The sequence below is a fragment of the Streptomyces sp. NBC_00878 genome (assembly GCF_026341515.1).
Classification (GTDB): domain Bacteria; phylum Actinomycetota; class Actinomycetes; order Streptomycetales; family Streptomycetaceae; genus Streptomyces.
Map to the genome: position 1 here is coordinate 1 of NZ_JAPEOK010000003.1, position 13,013 is coordinate 13,013.

11 protein-coding genes are annotated in these 13,013 nt (G+C 71.1%); 8 read left to right on the forward strand and 3 right to left on the reverse strand.

The features are described 5' to 3' along the window. Positions 1–343 (reverse strand): AMP-binding protein (locus OHA11_RS46925; protein ID WP_266508679.1); only part of this gene is annotated, 343 nt, incomplete at its 3' end. A gap of 187 nt (positions 344–530) precedes the next feature. Between OHA11_RS46925 and OHA11_RS46930 the strand changes: the two genes are divergently transcribed. The 8 genes from OHA11_RS46930 (at position 531) to OHA11_RS46965 (ending at position 9,773) form a co-directional block, all read left to right on the forward strand. Then, entirely contained in the window at positions 531–1,331 is an 801-nt protein-coding gene (locus OHA11_RS46930; protein WP_266508681.1) for a crotonase/enoyl-CoA hydratase family protein, read from the forward strand. Positions 1,332–1,516: 185 nt separating this feature from the next. Then, positions 1,517–2,458, forward strand: a complete 942-nt coding sequence (locus OHA11_RS46935; RefSeq protein ID WP_266508683.1) for a Zn-ribbon domain-containing OB-fold protein — start codon at positions 1,517–1,519, stop codon at positions 2,456–2,458. After that, a complete protein-coding gene (locus OHA11_RS46940; protein WP_266508685.1) occupies positions 2,459–3,523 on the forward strand; it encodes a thiolase domain-containing protein in 1,065 nt (354 codons plus the stop codon). Beyond that, a complete protein-coding gene (locus OHA11_RS46945; protein ID WP_266508687.1) occupies positions 3,520–4,686 on the forward strand; it encodes a thiolase domain-containing protein in 1,167 nt (388 codons plus the stop codon). The genes OHA11_RS46940 and OHA11_RS46945 overlap by 4 nt, the downstream gene beginning before the upstream one ends. Before the next feature lie 82 nt (positions 4,687–4,768). Next, positions 4,769–5,011 carry a DUF397 domain-containing protein gene (locus OHA11_RS46950; protein WP_123962873.1) on the forward strand — a complete coding sequence of 81 codons (243 nt, stop codon included), beginning with the start codon at positions 4,769–4,771 and terminating at the stop codon, positions 5,009–5,011. A 227-nt stretch (positions 5,012–5,238) separates the two neighbouring features. Next, positions 5,239–5,643: an ACT domain-containing protein gene (locus tag OHA11_RS46955; RefSeq protein ID WP_266508796.1), complete on the forward strand. Its 405-nt coding sequence runs from the start codon at positions 5,239–5,241 to the stop codon at positions 5,641–5,643. Between the two features lie 125 nt (positions 5,644–5,768). Then, positions 5,769–8,777, forward strand: coding sequence for an AAA family ATPase (locus tag OHA11_RS46960; protein WP_266508688.1), 3,009 nt, complete (start codon positions 5,769–5,771; stop codon positions 8,775–8,777). A gap of 498 nt (positions 8,778–9,275) precedes the next feature. After that, positions 9,276–9,773, forward strand: coding sequence for a hypothetical protein (locus OHA11_RS46965; RefSeq protein ID WP_055610485.1), 498 nt, complete (start codon positions 9,276–9,278; stop codon positions 9,771–9,773). Between the two features lie 62 nt (positions 9,774–9,835). On the opposite strand, the gene OHA11_RS46970 is transcribed toward OHA11_RS46965, so the two are convergent. Together OHA11_RS46970 and OHA11_RS46975 are read right to left on the reverse strand one after the other, a co-directional pair. After that, complete coding sequence (locus OHA11_RS46970) at positions 9,836–11,065, reverse strand: type III PLP-dependent enzyme (RefSeq protein ID WP_266508691.1); 1,230 nt, start codon at positions 11,063–11,065, stop codon at positions 9,836–9,838. Next, complete coding sequence (locus OHA11_RS46975) at positions 11,062–12,948, reverse strand: IucA/IucC family siderophore biosynthesis protein (protein WP_266508693.1); 1,887 nt, start codon at positions 12,946–12,948, stop codon at positions 11,062–11,064. Before OHA11_RS46975 ends, OHA11_RS46970 begins: the two co-directional genes overlap by 4 nt. Positions 12,949–13,013: the final 65 nt, after the last annotated feature.

Here is a 13,013-nt window from a genome sequence, read left to right on the forward strand (position 1 = left end):
CGTCGAAGACCAGCGCCACCAGATCCGCGTCTCGGTAGAGGTAGACCAACTCCTCTTCCACGTAGCGGTAGTTGACGTTGACCGGCACGATCCGCGCCTTGAGGCAGCCGAGGACGGTCTGCAGGTACTCGATGCCGTTGTAGAGGTGCAGCCCGAGATGCTCACCAGGGCGTATGCCGCTGTCGATCAGGTGGTGCGCGATGCGGTTGGCCGCCGCGTCCAGCTCGGCGTAGGTGAGGCGGCGCTCCGCGCCCGTGCCGGGGTGGTCGATGTAGACGAGTGCCTCGCGGTCGGGGACCACGTCGACGACCGACTCGAACAGGTCGGCAAGGTTGTACTCCACCGCTCCTCCTGACCCCGGCAAGCATCGACGAATGGACGTGCGTCATCGCTTCGCCGGTCATCAGAGCAAAGGCCGCCACAACTGTGAAGGGTCCGCGCAGAAGAAATCTGACTGTCTGTCAGAAAACCCTTGAACTGGTCCCTCCCCTCCTGCAACCTGTTCTCGTTCCTGAGACGGGAGGACGGCAATGGGTGGGACGGAACACCTCACCGTGCAGCGCGAAGGCGCCACACTGGTGCTCACGCTCAACAGGCCCGAGGCCAAGAACGCGCTCTCGCTGCCGATGCTGGTCGGCCTGCACGACGGCTGGGTCGAGGCGGACGAGGACGACGCCGTCCGCTCGATCGTCCTCACCGGCGCGGGCGGCGCGTTCTGCGCGGGCATGGACCTCAAGGCCCTCGCGGGCAAGGGGATGGAGGGTCAGCAGTACCGGGACCGCCTCAAGGCCGACCCCGATCTGCACTGGAAGGCGATGCTGCGCCACCACCGGCCGCGCAAACCCGTGATCGCCGCGGTGGAGGGCCACTGCGTGGCCGGCGGTACCGAGATCCTCCAGGGGACCGACATCCGGGTCGCGGGGGAGTCCGCCACGTTCGGGCTCTTCGAGGTGAAGCGCGGCCTGTTCCCGATCGGCGGCTCGACGGTCCGGCTCCAGCGGCAGATCCCGCGGACGCACGCGCTGGAGATGCTGCTCACCGGCCGTCCGTACTCGGCACGGGAGGCCGCCGGCATCGGTCTGATCGGGCATGTGGTCCCCGACGGGACGGCCCTGGAGAAGGCCCTCGCCATCGCCGGGCAGATCAACGCCTGTGGTCCGCTCGCCGTCGAGGCCGTCAAGGCGTCGGTGTACGAGACCGCCGAGATGACGGAGGCGGACGGGCTTGCGGCCGAGCTGAAGAGGGGGTGGCCGATCTTCGATACGGCCGATGCGAAGGAGGGGTCCAAGGCCTTCGCGGAGAAGCGGCCGGCGGTGTATCGGCGGGAGTGAACTCCGCTGGGGGCCGGCTCATGGCTGCGGGTTCGTCGTGGCTGGTCGCGCCCACGATGGGGGTCCCCCCGTTCGAGCGAAGCCGAGAGTGGGGGAGGAGCCGCATATCGAACACAGCCCCGCGTCCCTGAGGGCGCCCGTCGTAGCCGCAAGTGCCACAGCCCCGCGTCCCTTGAGGAGACCCCGTGCCTGAAGTTCTCAAAGCTCCCCTGGTTGTCGAGTTTCCCTTCACTCGTTCCCTCGGCCCCGTCCAGAGCGCGTTTCTCACCGGCCTGCGGGAGCGTGTCGTGCTCGGGGTGAAGACCGGTGACGGGCAGACGTTGGTCCCGCCCGTCGAGTACGACCCCGTCACCTCCGAGGAGCTCGGTGAGCTGGTCGAGGTGGCGTCCACCGGGACCGTCAGCACCTGGGCCTGGAACCACGAGCCGCGTCGCGGGCAGCCTCTCGACACGCCCTTCGCCTGGGTCCTGGTGCGGTTGGACGGCGCCGACACCGCCCTGCTGCACGCCCTCGACGCCCCGGGCCCCGACGCCGTACGTACCGGGATGCGGGTCCGCGTCCGGTGGGCCGAGGAACGGTCGGGTGCCATTACGGACATCGCCTGTTTCGAACCGTACGACGGTGGACCCGCCGAACTGACCGGCAGCGACGGTCGGTTCGAGGACATGGTGACCGGCATCGTCGCTCCCGCCCGCCTCGACTACACCTACTCGCCCGGCCGTGCCCAGTCCCGCTACATCGAGGCGCTCGCCGACCGCCGGGCCGTGGGCGAGCGCTGCCCGTCCTGCCGCAAGGTGTACGTCCCGCCGAGGGGTGCGTGCCCCACATGTGGTGTGGCCACATTGGAACAGGTCGAGGTGGGGCCTCGCGGCACAGTGACGACGTACTGCATCGTCAACATCAAGGCGAAGAACCTCGACATCGAAGTGCCCTACGTCTACGGGCACATAGCCCTGGACGGCGCCGACCTCGCCCTGCACGGCCGTATCGGCGGCATCCCCTACGACCAGGTGCGGATGGGCCTGCGCGTCGAACCGGTGTGGTCGGAAGGGGGCCGGTTCCCCGACCACTACCGGCCCACCGGCGAACCCGACGCGGACTACGAGACGTACAAGGAGCTGGTGTAGATGCCCGCGCCGAGGCCGCAGAGGGACATCGCCGTCGTCGCCTTCGCGCAGACCGACCATCTGCGCACCAGCGACGAGCTCTCCGAGGTGGAGATGCTCATGCCGGTCCTGCACGAGGTCCTGGACCGGACCGGGCTCAGGACCAGCGACATCGGTTTCACCTGCTCCGGCTCCACGGACTATCTCGCGGGCCGCGCCTTCTCCTTCACGATGGCGCTCGACGGCGTCGGCGCCTGGCCGCCGATCTCCGAGTCGCACGTGGAGATGGACGGGGCATGGGCGCTGTACGAGGCCTGGACGAAGCTCCTGACCGGCGAGGCCGACACCGCGCTCGTGTACGCGTACGGCAAGTCGTCCCCCGGCTCCGTGCGCGACGTACTGACCCGGCAGCTCGACCCGTACTACGTGGCGCCCCTGTGGCCGGACTCCATAGCCCTGGCCGCTCTCCAGGCGCAGGTCCTCATCGACGCCGGCGACACGGACGAGCCCGCGCTGGCCGCCGTCGCCGCCCGCAGCCGTGCCTCGGCCGCGGGCAACTCCCATGCTCAGCTGAGGGGTTCGGTGCCGCGAGGCGACTACGCCGTACGTCCCCTCCGTACCGGCGACTGCCCGCCCATCGGCGACGGGGCGGCCGCGGTGATCCTCGCGGCGGGCGAGCGGGCCCGTGACCTGTGCAAGCGGCCCGCCTGGATCCGGGGCATCGACCACCGCATCGAGGCACACGGTCTCGGCGTACGGGACCTGACCGACTCGCCGTCCGCGCGGCTGGCGGCGGAACGGGCCGGGGTGTTCGAACGGCCCGTCGACACCGCCGAGTTGCACGCCCCGTTCAGCTCCCAGGAGGTGGTGCTGCGCAAGGCCCTGCGGCTGGACGACAGCGTCGACATCAACCCGTCCGGGGGACCCCTCGCCGCCAACCCCATCATGGCCGCGGGACTCATCCGCATCGGCGAGGCGGCCGCCCGAATCCACCGGGGCGACTCCAACCGCGCCCTCGCGCACGCCACTTCGGGCCCGTGTCTGCAACAGAACCTGGTCGCCGTACTGGAGGGAGACCCGCGATGAGCAAGGAGCCCGTGGCCGTCGTCGGGATCGGCCAGACCAAGCACGTCGCGGCCCGAAAGGACGTGTCGATCGCGGGACTTGTCCGCGAGGCAGCCCAACGTGCTCTCGCGGACGCCGAGTTGACGTGGGCGGACATCGACGCCGTCGTCATCGGCAAGGCGCCCGACTTCTTCGAGGGCGTCATGATGCCCGAGCTCTACCTCGCCGACGCCCTCGGCGCGGTCGGCAAACCCATGCTGCGCGTCCACACCGCGGGTTCCGTCGGCGGATCCACCGCGCTCGTCGCGTCGAACCTCGTCGCGGGCCGCGTCCACGGCACCGTACTGACCCTCGCCTACGAAAAGCAGTCCGAGTCGAACGCCATGTGGGGCCTGTCCCTGCCGATCCCCTTCCAGCAGCCCCTGCTCGCCGGCGCGGGCGGCTTCTTCGCCCCGCACGTACGCGCGTACATGCGGCGCACCGGCGCGCCCGACGGGGTCGGCTCCCTCGTCGCGTACAAGGACCGCCGCAACGCGCTCAAGAACCCCTACGCGCATCTCCACGAGCACGACATCACACTGGAGAAGGTCCAGGCCTCGCCCATGCTCTGGGACCCGATCCGCTACTCGGAGACCTGCCCGTCCTCCGACGGCGCCTGCGCGATGGTCCTCACCGACCGCGCGGGAGCGGCCCGTTCACCGCATCCGCCCGCCTGGATGCACGGCGGCGCGATGCGCAGCGAACCGACGCTCTTCGCGGGCAAGGACTTCGTCTCGCCACAGGCCGGCAAGGACTGCGCGGCCGACGTGTACCGGCAGGCCGGCATCGCCGACCCCCGCCGCGACATCGATGCGGTGGAAATGTACGTCCCGTTCTCCTGGTACGAGCCCATGTGGCTGGAGAACCTCGGCTTCGCCGCGGAGGGCGAGGGGTGGAAACTCACCGAATCCGGAGTCACCGAACTGGACGGTGACCTGCCGGTGAACATGTCGGGCGGCGTGCTGTCCACCAACCCGATCGGGGCGTCCGGGATGATCCGGTTCGCCGAAGCCGCACTTCAGGTGCGTGGCCAGGCCGGAGAACACCAGATCGACGGCGCCCGCCGGGTCCTCGGGCACGCCTACGGCGGCGGATCCCAGTTCTTCTCGATGTGGCTGGTCGGAGCCACGCCGCCGACCTCTTGAGGCTGGGCCCTGTCGTGGCCTGTGCGCGGCAGTGACCGAAAGCTAGGCTGGCCGCGGACGACGAACCGGGAGGAGCACGGACGTGGCCGAGAGCACCATCCAGCAGCACCCGCTCGCGGGCTGGGACAAGCCGGAGCTTGACCTCAGCAGCGCCGACTGGCATTCCAGCAGCCGCGGACTGGGGGATGTCCAGATCGCCTTTGTCGAAGGCTTCATCGCGATGCGCAACAGTGGCCGCCCGGAAAGCCCCTCCTTGATCTTCACGCCCGCGGAATGGGGCGCGTTCGTGTCGGGGGCGCGGGAGGGAGAGTTCGACCTCACGTGAGAGGACGTGGGGGAGCCTGACCCGACAAGAGGGGCGTTTTCCCTACCCTTTTCCGGGCAACGCGATCTTCGACCCTTTTCCTGGGGCCATGCCTGACAGAGGCTGGCCCCAGGACGTCGAGGAAGACGTTCCGTAAACCTTCGCGCGGCGACCGTGCCCGTGTCGCTCGTCACCACGAACGACACAAGAAAACGGCATAGTCTCCAGGTATGAGCGGCCCCGGCGGTATGAACGCGGAACGTGATCTCGGTCGACTGCTGAGCGGTATGGCACCCGTCCTGCATCCCGGCCGCTTCGTCTTCACCACCATCCCCGGCACCACGGCGCCCCCTGGACTCTCGCCGGTCGTCACCGTCGTCGAGGACGAGGGCCTCACCCTCGTCGTCCAGCAGGAGGAAGCCGACGCCGCGCGCCTCACGTACGACTACGTGGCCGGCTGGATCACCCTGCGCATCCACTCCGCGCTGGACGCCGTCGGCCTCACCGCCGCCGTCGCCCAGGCACTGGCCGAAGCGGGCCTGAGCTGCAACGTCGTCGCGGGCTTCCACCACGATCACCTCTTCGTCCCGCACGAGCGTGCCGCCGAGGCCGTGGCCCTCCTGGAACGGCTGGCCAACCACTCCGGTCAGTAGTGGTCGAACAGCTCCGCGCCACAGGCTCCGGGCGTACGCTGAGCTGCTTGTAGGTCACGGTGCGCACCGACTCCCCGCGCCGGTTGCACCACCGTGGCAGGGGGTGCGTCATGGGGCAAGGCGGCATGCGAAGCAGAAGGACGCTCTTCGAGCGCGAGAGCGAACTCGCCGCTGTGGACGAGGCGTTGGGCGAGGTCACCGGGCTGCGCACGGACGCCGTCGGCCACCGTACCGAGAGCTCTCGTCATACCGAAAGCTCTCGTCGTACGGAGAGCTCTCGTGGTACCGACAACCCTCGTCGGGACGGCTCCGGCTCCCAGTGGGACGTCACCGAACCGCACGACCGGCGCCGCGGCGGGCTGCTCGCCTTCGCCGGACGCGCCGGAATCGGCAAGACCACCCTTCTCGCCGAAGTACGCCGTCGCGCCACCGCCAAGGGCTGCACGGTGCTGTCCGCGCGCGGCGGCGACCAGGAGCAGCACGTCGCCTTCCACGTCGCACGTCAGCTTCTCCAGCCCCAGCTCGCGGGCGTCCCCGAGGCCGAACTCCGTGCCACGCTGGGCAGTTGGTACGCCATCGTCGGACCCGCTCTCGGCCTGTGCGCCCCCGCCGAGGGCGCACCGCCCGACCAGCAGGGCCTGCGCGACGGCCTCGACTGGGTGCTCACGCACCTCGCGGTACGACGCGCCCCGATGGTTCTCCTCCTCGACGACGCGCACTGGGCCGACGCCGAGTCACTCCAGTGGCTCGCCGCGTTCGCACCCCGCGCCGAGGAACTGCCGCTACTGCTCGTCGTCGCCTACCGGCCCGACGAACTCCCGGACCACGCCGAGCCGTTCAGGGGCTTGCCCGGCCGGGCAGGCGGGCGCCCCCTCGACCTCGAACCGCTGAGCGCCACCGCCGTCGCCCATCTGGTACGCGAGACCCTCGGCACCCAGGCGGACGACGCGTTCTGCCGCGAATGCTGGGCCGTCACCGCGGGCAACCCGTTCGAGGCCGTCGAACTCACCGCGAAGGTACGCGACCGCGGCCTGACCCCCACCGAGGCCGGGGCCCATCTGCTGCGCGACCTGGCCGCCGCGGTCAAGGGCAGCGGACTCGTCGCCCGCCTCGAACGCCTCGGCACCTCGACCGTCCGCTTCGCCTGGGCCTGCGCCGTCCTCGGCACCGAGATCCCACCGACGCTGGCCGCGGCCGTCGCGGGCCTCGGCTCGGAGGAGGCCGCCGACGCGGCGGACGCCCTGCGCGGCGCCCGCATCCTCACCGGCGCCGTGACGGCCGCGGGCACGCTCGAATTCGTCCACCCGCTCATCGCCACCGCCGTCTACCGGGCCATCCCCCGGGGCGTACGGGTGGCCCTCCACGGCCAGGCCGCCTGGTGTGCCGTCGACGCGGGCCTCGGCCCGTCAGCCGCCGCCCGGCATCTCATGGAGACCCACCCCGACGGCGACACCTGGGTCGTCCAGCAGCTGCGCGCGGCCGCCCGCGAGACCCTCCGCGCCGGAGCACCCGACACCGCCCGCCGCCACCTCGCCCGCGCCCTGCGCGAACCGCCGCCCATCGGCGAACGGGCCGCTCTCCTGTACGAACTCGGCAGCGCCTCCCTGCTCACCGAACCCGCGACCACCGTCAACCACCTGCGGGCCGCGCTCGAAGAGCCCATCGCCGACACCGAGCTGCGGCACAACATCGTCTACCGGCTCTCCCAGGTCCTCGCCCACAGCGACCGGCTCGACGAGGCCTCCGACACCCTCTCCCGCGAGACCAAGGTGACCGGCGACGCCCGCGTACGGCTGCGTATGCAGTCCGAGCAGTTCATGTGGGACGCGTTCCGTGCCGACGAGCCCGACTCACCGGCCCGCTCCCGCCGCCTCGCCCGGCTCGCCGACCGGCTGACCGGCCGCGACCTCACCGAGCGCTATGTGATCGGCCTGCGCGCCTGGGACGCCACCCTGCGCGGCGAACCCGCCCACATCGCGATCCGGCACGCCGAACGCGCCCTCGCCGGCGGCTTCGGCTGGGCCGAGGCGGACCGCGGCTTCGAGGTACCCGTCCTGGTCGCCCTCACCTTCATGTACGCGGACCGGCCCGGGCGCACCGAAGAACTGTTCGCCGCCGGAATCGCCGACTTCGAACGGCAGGGCTGGCACGGGGCCCACCTGTCCTTCGGCTACACCCTCCTCGGGTACGTACGCTTCCGCCGCGGCCGTCTCGCCGAGGCCGAGGACTTCGTGCGCGCGGGGCTCCGGCTCGCCGAACGCGTCGGGCCCGGCACGCCCGCCCACTGGTACGCGGTCGGCACCCTCATCGAGATCCTGCTCGCCCGCGGCCGGATCACCGAGGCCACGGAGACCGCCGACGAGTACGCCTTCGGGGAACCGTTCCCCGCCGCCGTCGTCTTCCCCGACGCCCAGACCGTGCACGGCGAGCTGCTGCTGGCCAGGGGGCTGACAAAGGATGCCGCCGCCGAACTTGCCGCGGCGGGGCGCCGCCTCGATCCGCGCGGCATGCGGAATCCGTCCTGGTGCCCTTGGCAGCTGCACCTCGCCCGTGCGGAGAGCTACGACGACCCGGAGCGGGCGGTGACCACGGCGTTCGAGGCCGTGGGTCGGGCCCGGCTGTTCGGCGCGCCGTCGGCGATCGGCCAGGCACTGCGTGCCGCGGCAGACGTCTCCTCGGGCTCGACCCGCGTGAAGCTCCTCGAAGAGTCCGTCGGCCACCTGGAACGCTCACCGGCCGCGTACGAACTGGCCTGCGCCCTCGTCGCCCTCGGCACGGAGCTACGGCACACGGGCCGCCCGAAGGAGGCCGCCGAGCACCTCTACCGGGGGCTGGAGGCGGCCGTGCAGTGCGGCGCCGACGGGCTGGTCGAGGCCGCGCGCGACGAACTGGCCGCCGGTGGGTTGCGACCGCGACGCCTCCACAGCACCGAGACGGACACGCTCACCGCCCGCGAACGCGCGGCCGCGGAATCCGCCGTGCGCGGCCACACCTCAGCCGGTATCGCGGAGGAGCTCCACACCGACGAGCCGACGGTGGTGCGACTGCTGTCGGCGGTGTACCGGAAGGTGGGGACGGATCGGGAGGGGCTGGGGGCGGCGTTGGAGGAGGAGCGTGAGGGAGGGGGAGCGTGAGAGAGGGGGAGCGGTAGCGGGAGAGGTTGGGGAGGGGTAAGGGGAGAGGGAGCGAAGGGGTAGTCAACAGGTGTGGGCCTGTAGGGCGGGCGGCCTACCGGTGTTGGCCTACGGGCGTGGACCTTTAAGGCGGGTGGCCTACGGGTGTGGGCCCACAGGCGTGGGACAACGGCCGTGGGCCTACAGATGTCGGCCTACAGATGTCGGCCCACAAGCGTGGGCCTACCGGCGTGGGCCAATCAGCGTCGGCCAACACGCCAACGCAAAGCCAACGAGCGTTGGCAAACGCTTGTTGGTAAGCGCCCGATGGCTCACGCCGACAGTGGAGGCAACGAGCGTTGGCAAACAAGCGGCGACGAAAACGGCTCGAAGTCACCACGCGTTGGTCAACGCCCGTCGGCACACCGGCCCCCAGTCACCGCGTGATGGCCAACGCTCGCTGGCCAACGACCGTCGACCCCACACCCGTCCAGCCCTCGGGGCACGTACCATTGCGGCATGTCCTTCCTCCGCCGCCGCAGCGCCACTCCCGCCGGGCCTGAATTCGACGTTCTGGCCATGGACCCGGGCGACTGGCCCGGCAATCTCGGCGCGGGCCTGCTGCCCGCGCCCGACGGAAGCTGTCAGGGTGTGTTCCTGCGCTACGACCTGTTCGGCGGTCGTGGCCCCGCGATGATCATCGGCAATCTGCCGGAGGGTTCACCGGCCCGGGACGTCGCCGAGGGGGAGGTCCCGTTCGAGGTGGCGCAGCTGCTGCTGGCGCTGGAGAACGAGGAAGAGGTCACGGTCGTCGGCGCCGAGGACATGCCGGTGATGCAGGGCGACAACCTCCTCATCGTGCGCCGCCTCAAGCTCTCCGAGACGCGGATCTCGTGCGTCCAGTTCGACCGCAGTGACAACGTCCTGGTGACGATCGCCGCCTGGGACCGGCCCATCACCGACGACCTGTACGCGCTCCTCAAGCCCCTGCCCGCGGAGCTCTTCCAGCAGGGCTGACTCCAGCCGGCCGTTCCCTGACCCGGTGCCCCCCACGCCATGCCTCCTCCCTCCGTGCCCCCTCACCCCCCAGCCGATTGCCCCTCCACGCCGTTCAGGAAGTGGAACCCGGGCCGCGGGTGCATGAGGAAGTCGTGGTGGGAGATGTTCCACGCGTAGGCGCCCGCGAGGGCGAACGCCACGCGGTCGCCCGCCCTCAGCCCCGGTGCCGGGACGTTCCGGGACAGGACGTCCTTCGGAGTGCACAACTGGCCCGTGAGCGTGACGAGTTCACGTCTCGCGACCGGCCGCGGCCATGGATGCGGCCAGTCCTTCACCGCGAGCGTGGTGCAGGGCTGGTCGTGCCCCTTGGTCGCGGGCGTGCGCAGGTGGTGCGTGCCACCCCGCACCACGGCGAACTCCTCGCCATGGCTCTCCTTCACGTCCAGCACCTCGGTGGCGTACCAGCCGCAGTACGCCGTCAGCGCCCGCCCCGGTTCGATACGCACCGTCAGATCCGGGTACCGGGAGGCGAGTTCGGCGAGCCCTTCGCCATACGCGACCCAGTCGAAACGGTCCTCGGGAGCGGCGTAGTCGACCGTCATTCCCCCGCCGACGTTGACCTCGGCGAGCCGCACCCTGTGCCGCTCGGCCAGCCGCACGGCCCAGCTCACGATGGACTCGGCCACCGCGAGCTGCTGCGGAGCCCGCAGTCCACTGGCCAAGTGGGCGTGAACGCCCCGGAGTTCGAGATGCGGATACGTGCCGTCGGTGAGCAGACGCACGACGGCGTCCGCATGCGACGGGTCGAGGCCGAACGGCGTGGGACGGCCGCCCATCGCCAGCGAACTCGCGGCCAACGAGCCGGATGCCACAGGGAGGTTGAAGCGCGGCAGAACCGCGACCCGGGCGTCGGGCGAGACCCGCCGGGCCAGTTCGCCCAGCATGTGCAGCTCGTACTCGCTCTCCACATGGAAGCGCTCCACGCCCCTCTCCAGCGCGGTCGTGATCTCGGCGGGCGTCTTGCCCGGACCGCCGAAGGCCAGCGGGCGGCCCGGAACCGCCTTGGCGACATGGGCGAGTTCGCCGCCCGACGCGACCTCGTAGCCGTCCACGTACGGGCCGAGCGCGGCCAGGATCTCCGGCTCCGGGTTGGCCTTGGCCGCGTAGTAGAGCTCGACACGCTCGGGCAGAGCTGCCCGCACGGCGGCCGCGTGCTCGCGCAGAGCGGCCAAGTCGTAGACGTAGGCGGGGAGTTCGTCGGACGGCAGGGAGAGCACACGGTCCCGTACGGCGGTGGTGAGGATGGTCAACGGGTACTCCCGGTCGTGTGGCGCAGGATGTCCTCGCCGAGTGGTGAGGGCAGGCGGACGTATCCGGCCTCGCGGTCGGCCTTTCGTTCCCAGCGGGTGAGGAGGTTCGCCTTGGCGGGCAGGGGCACTCCGGCGAGCAGCGCGGCCAGCGGCGGCGGGCAGCCGTACCGGTCGGCGTACGTCCGGAGGGTGGCACGGACCTCCGCCCACAGAGCCGCCTCGGCATGGGGGTGCAGGTCGGCGAGGGCGGCGAGCAGCTCGGCGACGTGGTTCACGAGCAGGCAGTAGGCGACCCGGTCCCAGCCGCGCTGCGCGTCGTACGTCAGGGGCCCCGCGACCTCGGGCGGCAGCGCGGCGAGGGTCTCGGCGTGGTGCTCGGGCACGAGCTTGGTGCCCTCCAGGTCGCGGAAGAGGACCTGGGCGGGCATACCGTCGCCGTCCACGCAGATCAGCACGTTCTGCAAATGGGGTTCCAGCACCAGACCGTGGTCGAAGTAAGCGGCCAGGACCGGCGGCACAAGCAGCCTGAGGTAGGCCGACCACCAGTCAAGAGCGGCCTGCGGACCGGCCCCGTCGAGGAGGCGCGAAACGTGCGCGGGACTCGTCGGGTACTCGTCCGCGACGGCCGCCGCGAGCAGCGGAGTGGTGCCGGGCAGGAGATGCCGGGTCAGGCCCTCGCGGACGATGACGCCGAAGCCTTCGAGCAGCTCGCGGTCCGGGGTTCCGTCCGGACCGGGAAGCGCGAGGCTGCGGTACGCGGGCTCGCGGAGCACCGCGCTGCCGGGGAAGCGCTCGGCCAGGTCGGCCAGGGCCGGGCCCAGGGCGCGGGTGAGTGCGACGGCACCCGACAACTCGTAACTCGCGTTCTTGCGGAGGCAGTTGGTGATCCGGACGTTCAGGCTGAACTTCAGGAACGACTCGCCGTCGTACAGCGTCCGTACGGACGCCGTGGCGGCGTAGGGCCTGCCGCCCGGGCCGAGGTCGAGGATGTCCCCATGCCCGAGGGCCGCCCGCAGCGCCGGGTGCTCGCGGAGCATCGCGTACTGCCAGGGGTGGGCGGGCAGCAGCCGGTAGCCGTCGGGGACGTCGTCGCCGTCCGGTCGGTCGTGCCGGTCGTGCCGGTCGTGCCGGTCCGGCCGGTCCCGCCGGTCGAGCGCGTCCAGGGCGCCGGGCTCCGCGGCCTCTTCCGCGATGAGGTGCTCGCGTACGGCGAGGTAGCGCAGGGGGAACGCCGCACCGAACTCCGGCGAGTAGGCGAGCCAGGAGTCCGCGTCCCCCGTACGCGCCTTGGGCGTGGGGTGAAAACGGTGCCCGAACAGCAGCGACTGCTCGGAGGCGAGATAGGCGGCGACGGGCGTGTCGTCCGCCAACGAGTCGGACCCGGTTCGTACGGCCCGTACGGGGATGGCGTTCGGGCCGGTCTCCGTTCGTACGGGGAGAGCACTCGGGCTGGCCCCGGTTCGTACGGCCAGTGAGGCGGCGATGGTCCAGTGACTGGAGCGGATCTGCTCCAGGAACTCCTCGTTGTGCACGCCGGTCCGCAGGCTCAGCTCGTCCTGCGTGTACTCGGCCAGCCGCCGCCAACCGACCACCTTCCAGCCACCGTCGTCCGTCTGCTCGCTCACCGGTCCGGCGAAGCGGTGCGCGCCGAGCAGTGACGTGCGGCGCAGGGCGACGCGCAGCAGCACACCGCGGCGGGGGAGTCGAAGCAGCAGATGGCCGACGGTGAAGGCGGTCTGACGCTCGGGGCCCGACACCTCGCGCAGCAGGCAGTTGAGGAGGGTGTGCGCCACGGCCTCGTCGGGGGACGGGAGTTCGGTCGGCGCGGTGGGAGTGGCGGTGGTGGTGAGGGTGCTACCGAGGGACTCGGTCAGCGAGGGCATGTGCGGCTCCAGCGGGTACAAAGAGAGCGGAGAACGGTCGCGCATACGGTGATCGGTGCGACGGC